The 16063-nt window shown below is 73.3% G+C and carries 16 protein-coding genes and 1 pseudogene; 9 read left to right on the top strand and 8 right to left on the bottom strand.

Annotation, left to right across the window (positions count from 1 at the left end; translation table 11 throughout):
- The first annotated feature begins 199 nt into the window (after positions 1-199).
- The 4 genes from AC07AZ_RS13410 (at position 200) to AC07AZ_RS13395 (ending at position 4136) form a co-directional block, all read left to right on the top strand.
- Positions 200-1567, top strand: a complete 1368-nt coding sequence (locus tag AC07AZ_RS13410) for a peptidase C39 family protein (RefSeq protein ID WP_478847021.1) — start codon at positions 200-202, stop codon at positions 1565-1567.
- 146 nt (positions 1568-1713) lie between these two features.
- Positions 1714-1854: an SCO1431 family membrane protein gene (locus AC07AZ_RS13405; protein WP_478847019.1), complete on the top strand. Its 141-nt coding sequence runs from the start codon at positions 1714-1716 to the stop codon at positions 1852-1854.
- Positions 1855-1919: 65 nt separating this feature from the next.
- Positions 1920-2579, top strand: a complete 660-nt coding sequence (locus AC07AZ_RS13400; RefSeq protein ID WP_478847017.1) for a TetR/AcrR family transcriptional regulator — start codon at positions 1920-1922, stop codon at positions 2577-2579.
- A 384-nt stretch (positions 2580-2963) separates the two neighbouring features.
- Positions 2964-4136: an acyl-CoA dehydrogenase family protein gene (locus tag AC07AZ_RS13395; RefSeq protein ID WP_478847015.1), complete on the top strand. Its 1173-nt coding sequence runs from the start codon at positions 2964-2966 to the stop codon at positions 4134-4136.
- Here AC07AZ_RS13395 and AC07AZ_RS13390 read toward each other — a convergent pair.
- The gene (locus AC07AZ_RS13390) at positions 4099-4344 is read right to left on the bottom strand and encodes a hypothetical protein (RefSeq protein ID WP_478847013.1); all 246 of its coding nucleotides are present in this window, start codon (positions 4342-4344) and stop codon (positions 4099-4101) included. The two genes, AC07AZ_RS13395 and AC07AZ_RS13390, sit on opposite strands and share 38 nt — an antisense overlap.
- Positions 4345-4648: 304 nt before the next feature.
- Positions 4649-5083: a hypothetical protein gene (locus AC07AZ_RS13385; RefSeq protein ID WP_478847011.1), complete on the bottom strand. Its 435-nt coding sequence runs from the start codon at positions 5081-5083 to the stop codon at positions 4649-4651.
- 267 nt (positions 5084-5350) lie between these two features.
- Between AC07AZ_RS13385 and AC07AZ_RS13380 the strand changes: the two genes are divergently transcribed.
- The 4 genes from AC07AZ_RS13380 (at position 5351) to fxsA (ending at position 9525) form a co-directional block, all read left to right on the top strand.
- Positions 5351-5791, top strand: a complete 441-nt coding sequence (locus AC07AZ_RS13380; RefSeq protein WP_016434164.1) for an Lrp/AsnC family transcriptional regulator — start codon at positions 5351-5353, stop codon at positions 5789-5791.
- Between the two features lie 64 nt (positions 5792-5855).
- Positions 5856-7469 (top strand): amidohydrolase, encoded by a 1614-nt coding sequence (locus AC07AZ_RS13375; protein ID WP_478847009.1) that lies wholly within the window; start codon positions 5856-5858, stop codon positions 7467-7469.
- Positions 7470-7998: 529 nt separating this feature from the next.
- Positions 7999-8799 carry a polyprenol monophosphomannose synthase gene (locus AC07AZ_RS13370; RefSeq protein WP_478847007.1) on the top strand — a complete coding sequence of 267 codons (801 nt, stop codon included), beginning with the start codon at positions 7999-8001 and terminating at the stop codon, positions 8797-8799.
- A 165-nt stretch (positions 8800-8964) separates the two neighbouring features.
- Positions 8965-9525 carry an FxsA family membrane protein gene (fxsA, locus tag AC07AZ_RS13365; protein WP_478847005.1) on the top strand — a complete coding sequence of 187 codons (561 nt, stop codon included), beginning with the start codon at positions 8965-8967 and terminating at the stop codon, positions 9523-9525.
- Between the two features lie 152 nt (positions 9526-9677).
- Here fxsA and AC07AZ_RS13360 read toward each other — a convergent pair whose 3' ends face one another.
- The 4 genes and pseudogenes from AC07AZ_RS13360 to yczE all read right to left on the bottom strand — a co-directional run bounded on the left by AC07AZ_RS13360 (position 9678) and on the right by yczE (position 12293).
- Complete coding sequence (locus tag AC07AZ_RS13360) at positions 9678-10052, bottom strand: RNA polymerase-binding protein RbpA (RefSeq protein ID WP_371672818.1); 375 nt, start codon at positions 10050-10052, stop codon at positions 9678-9680.
- Positions 10053-10365: 313 nt separating this feature from the next.
- A pseudogene (locus AC07AZ_RS13355) lies at positions 10366-10802 on the bottom strand (MFS transporter); the annotation flags it as partial.
- 64 nt (positions 10803-10866) lie between these two features.
- Positions 10867-11643 carry a glycerophosphodiester phosphodiesterase family protein gene (locus tag AC07AZ_RS13350; protein ID WP_478847003.1) on the bottom strand — a complete coding sequence of 259 codons (777 nt, stop codon included), beginning with the start codon at positions 11641-11643 and terminating at the stop codon, positions 10867-10869.
- Positions 11640-12293: a membrane protein YczE gene (gene yczE, locus AC07AZ_RS13345; RefSeq protein WP_478847001.1), complete on the bottom strand. Its 654-nt coding sequence runs from the start codon at positions 12291-12293 to the stop codon at positions 11640-11642. The genes AC07AZ_RS13350 and yczE overlap by 4 nt, the downstream gene beginning before the upstream one ends.
- A 98-nt stretch (positions 12294-12391) precedes the next feature.
- On the opposite strand from yczE, the gene AC07AZ_RS13340 reads away from it, so the two are divergent.
- Positions 12392-13891: an SCO1417 family PLP biosynthesis transcription factor gene (locus tag AC07AZ_RS13340; RefSeq protein WP_478846999.1), complete on the top strand. Its 1500-nt coding sequence runs from the start codon at positions 12392-12394 to the stop codon at positions 13889-13891.
- 275 nt (positions 13892-14166) lie between these two features.
- Here the strand turns inward: AC07AZ_RS13340 and AC07AZ_RS13335 are convergent, their stop codons facing one another.
- Both AC07AZ_RS13335 and AC07AZ_RS13330 read right to left on the bottom strand, forming a co-directional pair.
- Positions 14167-15786: an ATP-binding cassette domain-containing protein gene (locus AC07AZ_RS13335; RefSeq protein ID WP_478846997.1), complete on the bottom strand. Its 1620-nt coding sequence runs from the start codon at positions 15784-15786 to the stop codon at positions 14167-14169.
- A gap of 37 nt (positions 15787-15823) precedes the next feature.
- Positions 15824-16018 carry a hypothetical protein gene (locus AC07AZ_RS13330; protein WP_478846995.1) on the bottom strand — a complete coding sequence of 65 codons (195 nt, stop codon included), beginning with the start codon at positions 16016-16018 and terminating at the stop codon, positions 15824-15826.
- Positions 16019-16063: the final 45 nt, after the last annotated feature.

Below are 16063 nucleotides of genomic sequence, written 5' to 3'. Positions count from 1 at the left end.
CCGGGGGAGGCCGCCGTGACGGAGGTCCCGCAGCAGGTCATGCCAGTGGTCGAGACCAATATTGCTTGGCGTGGCATGGGTCGAAGTGCTGGCAGGAGCATGCCGCTGCGGCCATAGTTGGCCCACCACCGCGCATCCGCCGGTGCGGCACCACCCGTTGGACCTGCCCCGACTCGGACACCTGGGAGTCATTCCGCCCATGAGCAGAGCCGAACAGCCGTCCCGCAGAACCGTTCTGGCCGTCGCGGTCGCCGCCGCGGTGGCCGGCGGCACCGCCCCGGCGATCGCCGCCGGCCGGACCGGTGACGCCACCGGCGCGCCGGACCCCGTGCCGGCCCGCCCCGTCGACAACCGCGCCTGGGTCACGCACGCCGACTGGCGCCGCGGCGCCGCCCAGGGCACCCGGGCCGTCGCGGGCGCCCGCCCGGGCCTGGAGCTCGGCAAGCCCGCCGGCACCGCCGACTACACCGACCCGCACACCGGCACGACCGCCACCTGGGCGTACGGCACCTGGACGTCCCCCGTCCACCGGCTCGCCGTCCCCGCCACCGAGGTCGTCGCTTCCTGGAACGCCCACACCCCCGCCGGCACCTGGATCATGGTCGAGCTGCGGGGCACGTACTCCGACGGCACGGACACGCCGTGGTACGTGATGGGCCGCTGGGCATCCGGTGACCAGGACATCAGGCGCACCTCCGTGGACGACCAGACGGACGGCAGGAGCACCGTCTGGACGGACACCTTCGCCATCGACGACGCCGGCACCGGCCTGCGCCTGGCCTCGTACCGGCTGCGGCTCACCCTGTACCGCAGGCCCGACACGAAGCTCACGCCCACCGTCTGGCGGCTCGGCGCGATGGGCTCCGACGTCCCCGACCGCTTCACCGTGCCGGCCTCCACCCCCGGGCTCGCCCGGGAACTGGCCGTGCCGCGCTACTCGCAGGAGATCCACAAGGGCCAGTACCCCGAGTACGACAACGGCGGCGAGGCGTGGTGCAGCCCGACCTCCTCGCAGATGATCATCGAGTACTGGGGCGGACGGCTCACCCCGGAACAACTGTCCTGGGTCGACCCCTCGTACGCCGATCCGCAGGTGTGCCACGCCGCCCGGTACACCTACGACTTCCAGTACGAGGGCTGCGGCAACTGGCCGTTCAACGCCGCCTACGCGGCCACCTTCGAGGGTCTGCAGGGCGTGGTCACGCGGCTCGGCTCGCTCACCGACCTGGAGACGCTGATCGCGGCCGGCATCCCGGCCATAACGTCCCAGTCGTTCCTCAAGGAGGAGCTCACGGGCGCGGGTTACGGCACCTCCGGGCACCTGATGACGGTGATCGGCTTCACCGCGGACGGCGACGTCATCGCCAACGACCCGGCCTCGGAGAGCGACGCGGCGGTCCGCCGGGTCTACAAGCGCTCGGAGTGGGAGAACATCTGGCTCAGGACCAAGCGGTACAACGCCTCGGGGAAGGTGGTCTCCGGCACCGGCGGTGTCTGCTACCTCTACTTCCCGGCGCGTCCGACCCCCCGCCAGCGCAGGGCGCTCGCGGCGGTCGGCGTCCGCTGAGCCGACGCGCGTGACGGAACACGGCCCCCGGCCCAGCCGGGGGCCGTTTTCGTGTGACCAAGCTCTCCGCCGCAAAAGCCGCCACCGGTGGCAAGGTGGACATCGCGGGGGGAGTCCGCCAGTACCGCCGAGACCAGTGAGACGCCATGACCGCACACGCAGCCACCGCCGCCCGCGCCCGCACCGGAGGCCCCCGGGACGACGGTCCCAGGACCCTCGAACACGTCCTGGGTTGGACCCTCGTCGTGGTGATCGCGATGCTCGTGGCCCAGCTCGGCCTGCTGTGACCTGACCAGAACCCGACCTGCCATACTGCGGATGTCCCGCCGCCCGTTGGAGACCAGGGTCTGAATTGAAGATCAGCCAAGAGCGCGACGCCGTCCGCCCGCGGGCCCGCGGTACCGAGCGTTCGGTCGCGCGACGCGCCGAACTCATCTCCATCGGGCGGAAGTTGTTCGCCGACATCTCCTACGACGCCCTGTCGATGGACGACATCGCGCGGCAGGCCCGGGTCGCCAAGGGCCTGATCTACTACTACTTCCAGTCCAAGCGCGGCTACTACCTGGCGATCATCCAGGACTCCGTCGCCGACCTGGTCACCTACGCGGCGAGCGGCGTCGAACTGGAGCAGGTGGACCGGGTCCACCGCACCATCGACAGCTATCTGCGCTACGCCGAGCACAACCATGCCGCGTACCGCACGATCGTCAGCGGGGGAGTCGGCTTCGACACCGAGGTGCACGCCATCCGGGACGGCGTGCGCGAGGCGATCGTCACCACCATCGCCGAAGGGGCGTACGGCCGCAGCGACATCAGTACGACGGCCCGGGTGGGCCTGCTCGCCTGGGTGTGCAGCGTGGAGGGCGCGACCCTCGACTGGATCGACCGCGCCGACCTGCCCCGCGAGACGCTGGGCGACCTGCTGGTCAAGATGCTCGGCGGCGCGATGCGGGCGATCGAGGAGATGGACCCCGCCTTCCCCGCGCCCGCGCCGGCCCGCCGCGACGGCTGACGCCGGGCGCGCCGACGGCAGGGGGCGGAGGCTCGTGGTCCCCCGCCCCGAGTCCCCCGTCGGCCCGACTGGTGCCGCGACAGGCACTGGTTGACGGCCTTGACCGGCATGAACGCGGTCACGCGGTTGGCTCGAACTCTAAGAGGACTAGACCAGTACGTCAATGGTTCGGACCAATACAGGGGTCGTGCCCCTTACCCGAAGTAAGCGGTCGTTAACTGGTGACGGGATGCGTCCGATCGGGCATACTCACAGCGCACAGCCGCTGGTCAGCAGCTTCCGAGACCCGGGAGTGCGAGCATCGGCCGGCACAGGAGACCCAGCGGCGCCGCCCCCACCCGAAGGGCCCGTCCGCCCGTGCCCGACAGGGAGGAGAGCGTCGCCATGCCCGACCACGCCCCGCAGCCGGTGGACCGGCAACTGCACACGGACGAGGCCCGGGATCTGATCTCGCTGGTCCGTGACATCGCGCAGCGCGAGATCGCGCCGAAGGCGGCCGAGGAGGAGGACGCCGGGCGCTTCCCGCGCGAGGTCTTCACCCTGCTCTCCGAGTCCGGACTGCTCGGCCTGCCGTACGACGCGGAGTACGGCGGCGGCGACCAGCCGTACGAGGTCTACCTCCAGGTCCTGGAGGAACTCGCCGCTGCCCGGCTCACCGTCGGCCTCGGCGTCAGCGTGCACACCCTCGCCTCGTACGCGCTCGCCGCCCGCGGCACCAAGCAGCAGCAGGTCGAGCACCTGCCGGCGATGCTCGGCGGCGGCCTGCTCGGTGCCTACTGCCTCTCCGAACCGTCCTCCGGCTCGGACGCCGCCTCGCTGCGGACCAAGGCCGTCCGGGACGGCGACGGCTGGGTGATCACCGGCACCAAGGCGTGGATCACCCACGGCGGGATCGCCGACTTCTACACGGTCATGGCGCGCACCGGCGAGGAGGGCCCGCGCGGTATCACCGCCTTCCTGGTCCCCGGCGACGCCGAGGGCCTGAGCGCCGCGGCGCCGGAGCGGAAGATGGGGATGAAGGGGTCCCCGACGGCACAGGTCCACCTCGACGGGGTCCGCGTCGCCGACGAGCGGCGGATCGGCGAGGAGGGACAGGGCTTCGCGATCGCCCTGGCCGCCCTCGACTCGGGCCGCCTCGGCATCGCGGCCTGCGCGATCGGCCTGGCCCAGGCCGCGCTCGACGAGGCCGTCGCCTACGCCACCGGACGGCGGCAGTTCGGGCGCCCCATCGCCGACTTCCAGGGGCTGCGCTTCATGCTCGCCGACATGGCGACACAGGTCGAGGCCGGCCGGGCGCTGTACCTGGCGGCGGCGCGGCTGCGGGACGCGGGCCGGCCGTTCGCCAAGCAGGCGGCCATGGCCAAGCTGCACTGCACCGACACGGCGATGAAGGTGGCCGTCGACGCCGTGCAGATCCTCGGCGGGTACGGCTACACCGCGGACTTCCCCGCCGAGCGCTATATGCGCGAGGCCAAGGTCCTGCAGATCGTCGAGGGCACCAACCAGATCCAGCGGATGGTCATCGCCCGTCACCTAGCGGGTCCCGAAAGCCGCTGAACTGGCCGCGGGTGACCTGGGGTGCCGCCAGCCGGACCCACTCCGGGTCGTGGCGCCCCGGCAGGGTGCGCCCCCGGTCGGCCCAGGTGCGCATGAGCTCCCGGTAGATGGGCGGGTCCGGCTGCTGCGGCGCGGGCGGAACCGGACCTCCGGGCGCCGGCACGAACAGCCGGCGCTGTCGCCCGGTGGCGGAAGATGTGGGGGTCATGGCCTGGGCAACGCGGGAGCGGGCCGGCAGGTCACCGGTCCGCGGAATCGACCGTGAGTTCACGGACGTCGTACGGTCCTGCCGCCGGGTCGCTGCAACCGCCTGACACCCTGCCAGGAGACGCTGATACGCCGTCAAGAGCGCTGCCGTACATGCCGCGAGCCGGTCGTCCCCGTGCCGCGCGACGGGCACCCCGCGCACCCGGCGGAACCGGGGTGCACCGGTCCCGCGCCACGGCGGGTTGCCCGGCCGGGGCGCGGAGCGGTGAGGGGACAGCGGGCGGCTCGGAGCCGAGCGGTGTCGCTCAGGCGGCCTGGCGCCGCAGGACGGAGACCCTGATGGGGCGCGAGCCGGGGCCGCCGACGTGCGAGAAGGGCTGCATCCGCCAGTCGAGCCCCTGGGGGAGCGTCAACAGCAGGGCGGTGTCCTGCTCCTGGAGTTCCGCCGACTCGTCCGCGGGCCGTGCCTCCGCCGCGCCCCGGCCGGTGCCGGCACAGACCGTGAGCCCGAACGGGTTCCACGGGGAGGCGCACAGGGCGTGCTCCGGGAGCACGTCCTCGTCCGCCAGCAGGGCGATCGGCTGGGAGCAGTCCGGGCAGATCACCCGGACCATCTCGAAGGTGTCGTACGCGTCGAACTCGTCCTCGAAGCCGTCGGGTTCGACGCCCTCCGGCTCGGGTTCGGCGACCGCCTGAAGCCGCTTGGGCGCGGTACGACCAGGACGCTTGAGACTCTGCATGGGTACTCCCCCTAAGGCTGGGCCGTATCGGCGCTGCGGCCTCGACCACAGCAAGCACTTCCCGTCCGCTCTCGGCGGTAATCACGAGAACATCTCGCAGACGCCCCAGGCGGTGTGGCCTTCGTCACATGCCTCCCGCAGGTGCCCGGCACGGCCGTTCTGTCTCCCCGGCGGCTCACGGACCCCTCCCGCGCACATCACGAACCGGGCATGACCTGGGCTGCTCAGGTATCGGAGGAGATCAACCGCCCTGTAGGTTCTTGCGCCATGGAGGAGCTCGACCGACAGATCGTGCAGCTGCTCGTCAAGGACGGGCGGATGAGCTACACCGACCTGGGCAAGGCCACGGGACTGTCCACGTCCGCGGTGCACCAGCGGGTGCGCCGGCTGGAACAGCGGGGCGTCATCCGCGGGTACGCCGCGGTCGTCGACCCGGAGGCCGTGGGACTGCCCATGACCGCCTTCATCTCGGTGAAGCCGTTCGATCCCAGCGCCCCCGACGACATCGCGGACCGGCTCGCCGGCGTCCCCGAGATCGAGGCCTGCCACAGCGTCGCCGGCGACGAGAACTACATCCTCAAGGTCCGCGTGGCGACCCCGCACGAGCTGGAGGAGCTGCTGGCGCGGCTGCGCTCGCTGGCGGGGGTGTCGACCCGGACGACGGTGGTGCTGTCCACGCCGTACGAGGCCAGGCCGCCCCGGGTCTGAGAGCGCCCGGGCCGAGCCGGGGCCGGTGTGCCGGGCGGTGCGTTCGAGGCGCGAAACTGTCCCCATGAGTGAACGCACCGCCCAGACCAAGACCGTCCTCCTGCGCCGCGGCGAGGTCCACAGCCCCGCCGACCCCTTCGCCACGGCGATGGTCGTGGAGCGCGGACACATCGCCTGGGTCGGCTCGGAGGGCGCCGCGGACGCCTTCGCGGACGGCGTCGACGAGGTGGTCGACCTCGACGGCGCCCTCGTCACCCCGGCGTTCACCGACGCACATGTGCACACCACCGCCACCGGGCTCGCCCTGACCGGCCTCGACCTGTCCGGCGTCCCGTCCCTGGAGGCCGCCCTCGCCCTCGTGCGGGACTTCGCCGCCGCCCGCCCCGCCGACCGCGTCCTGCTCGGCCACGGCTGGGACGCCTCCCGCTGGCCCGGCGGCCGCCCGCCGACACGGGCCGAACTCGACCGCGCGACGGGCGGCCGTCCGCTGTACCTGAGCCGGATCGACGTCCACTCGGCCGTTGTCTCCACCGCCCTGCTCGACCTGGTTCCCGCCGGCCTCGGCCGCGAGGACGCGCCCCTCGTCCGCGACGCCCACCACGCCGTACGGGCCGCCGCCTTTGCCGCTGTGACGCCGCGACAGCGCGCCGAGGCACAGCGCGTCGCGCTGGCCCGCGCCGCCTCCCTCGGCATCGGCACCGTCCACGAGTGCGGCGGCCCGGAGATCTCCTCCGAGGACGACTTCACCGGTCTGTTCCGGCTCGCGGCCGAGGAGCAGGGGCCGCGCGTCGTCGGCTACTGGGCCGAGGCCGGCCCGGAGGGCGTCGCCCGGGCGCGGGAACTGGGCGCGGCGGGCGCGGCGGGCGACCTGTTCGCCGACGGCGCGCTGGGCTCGCACACCGCCTGTCTGCACGAGCCGTACGCCGACGCCGACCACACCGGCACCGCCTACCTGGACGCCGACGCCGTCGCCGCCCACGTCCTCGCCTGCACCGACGCGGGCCTCCAGGCCGGCTTCCACGCGATCGGCGACGCGGCCGTGGCCACCGTCGTCGAGGGCGTGCGCGCCGCCGCCGAGAAGATCGGCCTGCCGCGGGTCCGGGCCGCCCGGCATCGCGTCGAGCACGCCGAGATGCTCACCCCCGAGACCGTCGCGGGCTTCGCCGAACTCGGCCTGACCGCCTCCGTCCAGCCCGCCTTCGACGCGCTGTGGGGCGGCGAGGACGGCATGTACGCCCAGCGCCTCGGCGCCGGACGGGCGCGTGCCCTGAACCCCTTCGCGGCCCTCCTGCGGGCCGGCGTGCCCCTCGCCTTCGGCTCGGACAGCCCGGTCACGCCCCTGGACCCCTGGGGCACGGTCCGGGCGGCCGCCTTCCACCGCACCCCCGAGCACCGCGTCTCCGTGCGCGCCGCGTTCACCGCCCACACGCGCGGCGGCTGGCGGGCGGTCGGCCGGGACGACGCGGGCGTCCTCGTACCGGGGGCCCCCGCCGACTACGCGGTGTGGCGCACCGGCGAACTCGTCGTCCAGGCCCCCGACGACCGGGTCGCCCGCTGGTCCACCGACCCCCGCTCCGGCACCCCCGGCCTGCCCGACCTCACCCCCGGTCGTGACCTGCCGGTCTGCCTGCGCACCGCGGTGGGAGGACGGACGGTTTTCGTACGGCCGGGCGAGTGATCTCCCGGTGCCGCGCGGTGAAGATCCACCTCCGACACGCCGTCGCCCGAGCTGTGACGCCTCCCCGCTGACCAGGGCTTTCACGAAGAACCCGCAGGTCGAACCGCTGTTGACAGGCGACGGCAGGGGGCCGGTAGGTTCAACGGAGTCCACCACCGGACGCCCGACCGGGGAACGTTCGCCACTCGCCGCGGCGCCGCTGGGTCAGGGACGGTGTGCCGCACCGGCGCACCGCCACTGAGCCAGGCTCAGCGCCCGCGCCACAGCGGGAGAGCGTTCCGGCCGGGGAGGTGTGACCCGGGTGGGGCCCGGGCGTCCAGTAGACAACGGCTTTCGGTCGACCCGCAGCCAGCGGGCCCCAGGTCGGCCCGAAGGGCGCCGGGCCCCCATCCGCAGAACGCAATCGGCCAAAAACCGGATTCTTACCCCGCCTTTGGGGAATCGACACCACCCCACGATCGTCCTGTCACGTCGGCGCAGGCTGTGACCACTATGGTGGACCTCTGCGTACGGACACGGAGGGGCAGCGGTGAACGACGGCGACGGGACCCTGGCGGCACAGGCCGGGGAGCGGCGGTTCGGCCCGCTCGGCACGACGTTGGTGATCATTCCGACCTACAACGAGGCGGAGAACATCAAGGCGATCGTCGGCCGGGTGCGCGAGGCGGTCCCCGAGGCACACGTGCTGGTGGCCGACGACAACAGCCCCGACGGCACGGGCAAGCTCGCCGACGAACTGTCCGTCGGCGACGACCACGTGCACGTCCTGCACCGCAAGGGCAAGGAGGGCCTCGGCGCCGCCTACCTCGCGGGCTTCCAGTGGGGCATGGACAACGGCTACGGCGTCCTGGTGGAGATGGACGCCGACGGCTCCCACCAGCCCGAGGAACTGCCCCGCCTGCTGACCGCCCTCAAGGGCGCCGACCTCGTGCTCGGCTCCCGCTGGGTGCCCGGCGGCCGCGTGGTGAACTGGCCGAAGTCCCGGGAGGCCATCTCCCGCGGCGGCAGCCTCTACTCCCGGATCGCCCTCGACCTGCCGCTGCGCGACATCACGGGCGGCTACCGCGCCTTCCGCCGCGAGACCCTCGAAGGGCTCGGCCTCGACGAGGTCGCCTCCCAGGGCTACTGCTTCCAGGTCGACCTGGCCCGCCGCGCGGTCAAGGCCGGGTACCACGTGGTCGAGGTGCCCATCACCTTCGTCGAGCGCGAACTCGGCGACTCCAAGATGAGCCGCGACATCCTCGTGGAGGCGCTGTGGCGGGTCACCACGTGGGGCGTGGAGGAGCGGGTCGGCAAGATCATCGGCCGCGGCAAGCCTTCCCGGCCCTGACCTGCCCGGGGGGCGGCCCCCGGTGGTGGTGGCGGGCGGGGTTGCTCCGGCCCGGTGGTGACGGCCGCGGGTATCCGACCCCGACGACCGAGGGCGTACGGCCGCACAGCCGGAGCTGATCGTCCGCTTACGCGGTGCTGAGCCCGGGCCAGGCACACTGGACGCATGACGACAGGCGCTTCGACCCCCACCTATCCGGCCCGGCCCCGGCGCTCCCGGCTGCGGACGTTCCTGCCGCTGGGCCTCGTCGCCTGGCTGGTGCTGGAGATCTGGCTGCTGACCGTGGTCGCGGGCGCGACGAGCGGGTTCGTGGTGCTCCTGCTCCTGCTCGCCGGCTTCGTCCTCGGCGCGGTGGTGATCAAGCGGGCGGGCCGGCGCGCTTTCCAGAACCTCAACGAGGCGCTCCAGCGCGGCGAGGCGCCCTCCGGCTCACGCGGTGGCGGCAACGGCCTGATGATGCTCGGCGGCCTGCTCCTGATGATCCCGGGTCTGCTCTCGGACGCCCTGGGCCTGCTCCTGCTGCTTCCGCCGGTGCAGAAGGCGGTCAGCCGCTACGCCGAGCGCACCTTCGACCGCAAGCTTCGCGCGGCCGTCCCGGGGACCCTGGGTGACGCCTTCCAGCAGGCTCGCTTCCGCCGTCCCGACGGCAGGGTCGTGCAGGGCGAGGTCGTCAGGGACGAACCCGGTGGGACCCCGCGGGACCCCAGGCCGCCGCTGACGCCCTGAGATCGCGCCCGGCCCGGCCGGGGTCGGGCACACGTCCGGCCGGCCCGGTGTGCGCCGGGCCGGCCGTGAGTGGGCATGACACCGCGGGCGCCGTACGTGACGTACGGCGCCCGCGGTCTTGTGTGTCGTGTTCCGCCCGACCCGCGCGGGGACTACGCCGACTTACGGCTGTCCCGCGGATGTACCGCGATGTTCATCGCTCCGGATCGGAGTACGGCCAGGCGCTCCGCGAGGACCTCTTCGAGTTCCTCGCGGGTGCGCCGTTCCATCAGCATGTCCCAATGCGTACGCGCGGGCTTGGCCTTCTTCTCTTCAGGGCCGTCGCCGTCCACGAGGAGTGCTGTGGCCCCGCAGACCTTGCACTCCCACTCCGGCGGAATCTCCGCCTCGACCGAGAAGGGCATCTCGAAGCGGTGCCCCTTCTCGCATGCGTACTCCACGGCCTGGCGCGGGGCCAGGTCGATGCCGCGGTCCGTCTCGTAGCTGGTCACCACGAGGCGCGTGCCGCGAAGAGCTCGCTCACTCATGAATCGTGCCTCCCGGGCTTGTCGCCCACAGGACAGGTGTCGCTGTCGTCGTCATCCGGTCAACGTCCGGTCGGCGGTAAAGATTCCCGTTCCGGGTTCCGTTCCGGGTCAAGCGTCGCCCGTCGTAGCCGCCCTTGTTGTACCCACCAGCGCCCGGTTTGTCACATCTACCCACACATGTAACACAGCGTTTCGGCATCTTTGACGCGCAGTAACGGTACGCCTGGCAGGCCAAACGCGTACACTACATCGCTTTCGTGTTGAACGCTAAATCCTTTCGGGCACCGGGTTGCCCGCGTCGCCGATCGCCCGCCGAGAACAGGGAACGGGACAGGTCTGGCTGCCGCCGAGCACCAGCCCGATGCCCGAGGCCAGGACGAAGAACCAGACCGGCGCGCCGCGGGCAGGAAGTACCCGGCCGCCGGCGTCACCGTCCAGGCGACCAGTGAGCCCAGGATGGTGCGCTTCGCGCCGTGCACCCGGGCCGGCCGGCCCATGCCGAGCGCCCCCGCCACCGCCAGCACCAGCAGCACGGCTCCGATCAGCGTCGACTGCCCCAGCGCGAGTTCCTCGGAGCCGTACACCGACGCCTGGGAGGTCACCGTCTGGACGCCGTCGTCGTAGACCAGGTGGGCCGGCAGGAAGCCGAGGGTCAGCGGGTGCCGGCGCATGTCGCGTACGGTCGCGGCGAGCTGCCGGAAGCCGGGCGCGGACGGCCGGCGCGCGGCGGTCGCGCAGCCGCCGTGTCGGTGCCCACCCGTGCCCTCGCTTCCCCGTGAGTCGCCGCGCACGGTTCAGGGGCCGTCGGGCTAGGTCAGGAGTGTCGGACCCAGACGCCGCGGTCCTCCATGACCTTGCGCAACGTGTCGATGTGATCGGTCATGATGCCGTCGACCCCCAGGTCCAGCAGACGGTGCATGCGCTCGGGTTCGTTGACGGTCCAGACGTGGACCTGCAGCCCGCGCGCGTGCGCGGCCCGGACGAAGCGGTGGTCGACCACCGGGATGCCCGACTGGGACTCGGGCACCTGGGCCGCGACCGCCGAGCGGCGCAACATGGCCGGCACGCCCCAGGAGCGCAGCCGCAGGTTCAGCACCCCCCGGGTGCCGTACGAGGTCGCCAGGCGCGGCCCGGCCAGCCGCTGCGCGCGGGCCACGCGTGCCTCAGCGAAGGAGCCGACACAGATCCGGTCCCAGGCGCCGGCCCGCTCCACGAGGTCGAGGAAGGGGCGCAGCGCCCGCTCCGCCTTGATGTCGATGTTCCAGCGCGCCGTGGGGAAGGTCTCCAGGAGTTCCTCGAAGAGGGGCACCGGCTCCCGGCCGGCCACGCGCGCGTCCCGGACGTCCTTCCAGGGCAGGTCCGCGATCAGGCCCGCGCCGTCCGTCATCCGGTCCAGCGTCTCGTCGTGGAAGGCGACGAGCCTGCCGTCCGCCGTCGCGTGCACGTCGGTTTCGAGATAGCGGTAGCCCGCCTCGACCGCGCGCCGGAACTGCAGCACGGTGTTCTCCAGGCCGTCGGCCGCCCCACCCCGGTGGGCGAAGGGGATGGGGCCGGGATGGTCGAGGTAGGGGTGGCGTATCCGCGTGGTCACGGTCGCAGTATGGCTCGCCGCGATGGCCCGGCGGCAACCACCGTGCTGCTGTCGGATGCCGTGGGCACGGCGAACAAGCGCAGGAACTGCTGGGCGAGCGGGCCGATGGACACCGCGTACAGGACGGTGCCGACTCCGATGGTGCCGCCCAGGGCGAAGCCGGTCGCCACGACCGCCACCTCGACGGCTGTGCGCATCAGCCGGATCGAACGTCCGGTGCGCCGGTGCAGCCCCGTCATCAGGCCGTCCCTGGGCCCCGGTCCGAAGCGGGCGGCGATGTAGAGGCCGGTGGCCGCGCCGTTGAGCACGATGCCGGCGAGCATCAGGGGCACGCGTACGGCCAGGGCGTGCGCGTCGGGAAGTGCGGCGAGCGTGCCGTCCATGGCGATGCCGACCACGAACACGTTGGAGAGCGTGCCGAGGCCCGGACGCTGGCGCAGCGGAATCCACAGCAGCAGCACGGCCGCGCCCACGATGATCGACACGATGCCGATCGTCAGGCCGGTGAGTTCGGCCAGCCCCTGGTGCAGCACGTTCCAGGGCTCCAGTCCCAGGCCCGCCTCCACCAGCAGCGCGGAGCTGGCTCCGTAGAGGGCGAGCCCCAGATAGAGCTGGATGAGTCGCCGTCCGGTGCGGCTCTGTGCGGACACGTCGTCCCCCTGTGGTGGCAGTGGCCTGGTGCATGACACCCTGTGGCTTGGCAGTAGACGGTATCCATGGCCAATTCGGGGAAGGTGGACTGATTTCCATGGCGCAGTGGACCTCGGCGGTGGGGGCGGCCCAGCTGGCCCGGCTCCTCAACTCCCAGCAGGACCGGCCGGCCGGCCCCGGCACGCGCCGTCCGCCCGCCTATCGCGCGCTGGCCGACGGCATCCGACTGCTGGTGCTCGAAGGGCGCGTCCCGGTGGGTGCCCGGCTGCCCGCCGAACGTGAACTGGCGCTCGCGCTGTCCGTCAGCCGCACCACGGTCGCCGCCGCCTACGAGGCGCTGCGCACCGAGGGCTTCCTGGAGTCCCGGCGGGGCGCGGGCAGCTGGACCGCCGTACCGGCCGGCAATCCGCTGCCCGCCCGCGGTCTCGAACCGCTGCCCCCCGAGGCGCTCGGCTCGATGATCGACCTCGGCTGCGCGGCGCTCCCCGCGCCCGAACCGTGGCTGACCCGCGCCGTCCAGGGCGCGCTGGAGGAACTGCCGCCGTACGCCCACACCCACGGCGACTACCCGGCCGGGCTGCCGGCCCTGCGCTCGATGATCGCCGAGCGCTACACCGCGCGCGGGATCCCCACCATGCCCGAGCAGATCATGGTGACGACCGGGGCGATGGGCGCGATCGACGCGATCTGTCATCTGTTCGCGGGCCGGGGCGAGCGCATCGCCGTCGAGTCGCCCTCGTACGCCAACATCCTCCAGCTGATGCGGGAGGCCGGCGCCCGCCTGGTGCCCGTCGCGATGGCCGAGGGGCTGACCGGCTGGGACCTGGACCGCTGGCGGCAGGTGCTCCGCGACTCCGCGCCGCGCCTCGCGTACGTCGTCGCCGACTTCCACAACCCCACCGGCGCGCTCGCCGGCGACGACCAGCGGCGCGGGCTGGTGGAGGCGGCCCGGTCGGCCGGGACCGTGCTGGTCGCCGACGAGACGATGAGCGAGCTGTGGCTGGACGCCGGCGTCGAGATGCCGCGGCCCGTCTGCGCCTACGACGCGGCCGGGTCCACGGTCGTCACCGTCGGGTCGGCCAGCAAGGCGTTCTGGGCGGGTATGCGCATCGGATGGGTGCGCGCCGCGCCGGACGTGATCCGCAGCCTGGTCGCCGCGCGCGCGTACGCCGACCTGGGCACGCCGGTGGTGGAGCAGCTCGCGGTGAACTGGCTCTTCAGCACCGGAGGATGGGAGCGCGCCGTGGACGTACGGCGGTCCCAGGCGCGGGAGAACCGGGAGGCCCTCGTGACCGCGGTGCGGCGGGAGCTGCCCGAGTGGGAGTTCGAGGTCCCCCGGGGCGGCCTCACGCTGTGGGTGCGGACCGGGGGCCTGTCCGGGTCCCGGCTCGCCGCGGTGGGGGAGCGGGTGGGGGTGCGGGTGCCGTCCGGGCCCCGGTTCGGGGTCGACGGGGCGTTCGAGGGGTACGTGCGGCTGCCGTTCACCGTCGGCGGCGCGGTCGCTGAGGAGGCGGCGGTACGACTGGCGGCCGCGGCCCGCCTGGTGGAGAGCGGAAGCGCCGGCGGTGGCGAGGCACCCAGGACGTTCGTGGCCTGACCCGGCGGGAGGGCCGGCCGCGGGGATCGCGCGCCGCGCAGCGAAACGCCCCGCCGGCAGGGGTCGGCGGGGCGTTCCTGGCTGCCCGTGGGGGCGGGCGCGATTCGGGTGTGGCGCGGTGGTCGGCCGCGCTGGTTGTGCGGGGGGCGGGGTGCGAGCGCTGGACGGGCAGGGCGGCCCGGGGGTGAGCGCTGGGCGGTGGCGGCGGCCCGCGGTTGTCGTGTGCGCGGGGTGGGCCGCCGCGGGCGCGCGGGGGCGGGGCGGCCCGCAGGGCTCTACGCGGGTTCCGTGACCGCCGCGTCCGTCGCCACGGCCTCCGCCGGGACCGGTTCCGGCCGGGGCTCGGGCTGTGGCACCTGCTCGACCAGCTGTTCCCCGTCCGCCGGGGTCGTGCGGGGCGGCAGGAGCGCGAGGACCGCCTGCCGGTCGGTGTCGCTCGTCGCCTCGTCGTACGGGTCGGGGGTCGCCGGCACCTGGAGACGGTGGACCGGGCCGGTGCCCAGGCGGGCGTAGCCGCGGCCCGGCGGGACGTGCGGGACCGGAGTCGTGGGCGGGGACACGCCCAGGACCGCCTCCAGCTGCTCGGCCGAGGCGGGGCCGAGGACCACACGCGCGCGCGTGTGCTGCCGCACGGCGTCGCTCAGGACGTCGGCGCTGTCGAACTGTTCGGCCACGACCACGGTCACGTTCGTGGCGCGACCGTGCCGCAGGGGGATCTGGAGCAGGGACTGCGGGTCCGCGCGGCCGTCGGTCGCGGCCAGGTGGGTGAAGGCGCTCGGCCGGTCGAGGAGGATCCACAGGGGCCGCTTGGTGTCCTCCGGCGGCGGGTGGCCCGCCTGCCGGGCACGGTTGGTGGCGATGAGCCGGCGCTCCGTCTCGTGGGCGGCCCACTCCAGGCTCGCCAGCGCCCCGGACAGCCCGCACTCGACGGCCAGCACGGCGTCCCGGCCGGTCAGGCAGGCGTACTCGCCGCTGCCGCCGCCCTCGACGATGACCACGTCGCCGTACTGCAGAACCTGCAGGGCGACGGAGCGCAGCAGGGTCGAGGTGCCGCTGCCGGGCTGGCCCATGACCAGCAGGTGGGGTTCGGTGGAGCGGATGCCCGTGCGCCACACGACGGGCGGGACGTCGCGCTGCTCCTCGCCGTGGGTGAGCGGGAGCGTGCGCCGGACCTCGGTGGGGTCCGTGAAGCCGAGGACCGTCTCGCCGGGCGCCGTGACGAAGCGCTGGGCGGCGATGTCGGTGGGCAGCGGGGGCAGGACGGTGACGGTGAGCCGGTTGCCCTCCTCGTCCCACGTGAAGTGGTATTCGCGGCCGCGGCCCGACTTGGCGTGCAGCACCTGCTCGATCCGGGCGCGGGACTCCGCCTCGCCGTCGGTGAAGTACGCCGGGTAGCGGATCTCCAGGTGGGTGACGCGCCCCGAGTCGTCGAACTCGTGGACGGGGAAGGCGTCCTCCCAGCCGCCGCCGTGGGCGTACAGGGGGGCCGGGTCCTCGGCGGCCGAGAAGTAGGGGACGAGGGCGTCGTACAGCGACTGGAGGCGCTGGCTCTGCGTCTCGTCCGGCCCCTCGGGCTTCGACGGCCTGCGGTCGCGGCCGTGCCAGGCTGCCGCCGCCATCAGGGTGATGACGGCGAGCAGCGGACCGTACGGCGCGAGGGCCACGACCAGGACCACGGAGGCCACCAGGAAAAGCAGCGGCCCCCTTCTGTCCTTGGGGGTGTCGGCCCATCTGCGCCCCCCGGCGGATGCCAGTCGGCGCAGACCCCGGGTGACCGTGATCAGCGGGTGCAGGACGTCGGTGGCGCTGTCCGCCGCCGTCCGGGCCAGCTCCCGGCTCCGGGCGATCTGCGCGCTGCCTGTGCTCAGGATGCGGGGAAGGGGGCGCCGGGCCACAGCTGTCTCCTGACGGTGCGTGCGGACGGTGGGGGCGTCAGAACCTGATTCCGCCGAGGAGGCTCGCCAGGCTCTCGCCGCCGGCCTTGATGCTCGGCGCGATGGCGGTGCTCGCCAGGTAGAACCCGAACAGGGCCGAGACCATGGCGTGCGAGGCCTTCAGGCCGTCCTTGCGGAAGAAGAGGAAGACGACGATGCCGAGCAGGACGACACCTGAGATGGACAGGATCATTTGCGTTCTCCTGGTTCGCGGGGACAGTCACCATGAGTACTTCCA

Source organism: Streptomyces sp. NPDC043878, assembly GCF_056435735.1.
Note: the sequence above shows the minus strand (reverse complement) of the source record. Positions and strands in the feature narration are given on the sequence as shown.

Coding starts and splice junctions, on each gene's coding strand:
- AC07AZ_RS13410 (WP_478847021.1), top strand. CDS start 200: ATGAGCAGAGCCGAACAGCCGTCCCGCAGAACCGTTCTGGCCGTCGCG.
- AC07AZ_RS13405 (WP_478847019.1), top strand. CDS start 1,714: ATGACCGCACACGCAGCCACCGCCGCCCGCGCCCGCACCGGAGGCCCC.
- AC07AZ_RS13395 (WP_478847015.1), top strand. CDS start 2,964: ATGCCCGACCACGCCCCGCAGCCGGTGGACCGGCAACTGCACACGGAC.
- AC07AZ_RS13390 (WP_478847013.1), bottom strand. CDS start 4,344: ATGACCCCCACATCTTCCGCCACCGGGCGACAGCGCCGGCTGTTCGTG.
- AC07AZ_RS13385 (WP_478847011.1), bottom strand. CDS start 5,083: ATGCAGAGTCTCAAGCGTCCTGGTCGTACCGCGCCCAAGCGGCTTCAG.
- AC07AZ_RS13380 (WP_016434164.1), top strand. CDS start 5,351: ATGGAGGAGCTCGACCGACAGATCGTGCAGCTGCTCGTCAAGGACGGG.
- AC07AZ_RS13375 (WP_478847009.1), top strand. CDS start 5,856: ATGAGTGAACGCACCGCCCAGACCAAGACCGTCCTCCTGCGCCGCGGC.
- fxsA (WP_478847005.1), top strand. CDS start 8,965: ATGACGACAGGCGCTTCGACCCCCACCTATCCGGCCCGGCCCCGGCGC.
- AC07AZ_RS13360 (WP_371672818.1), bottom strand. CDS start 10,052: ATGAGTGAGCGAGCTCTTCGCGGCACGCGCCTCGTGGTGACCAGCTAC.
- AC07AZ_RS13340 (WP_478846999.1), top strand. CDS start 12,392: ATGGCGCAGTGGACCTCGGCGGTGGGGGCGGCCCAGCTGGCCCGGCTC.
- AC07AZ_RS13330 (WP_478846995.1), bottom strand. CDS start 16,018: ATGATCCTGTCCATCTCAGGTGTCGTCCTGCTCGGCATCGTCGTCTTC.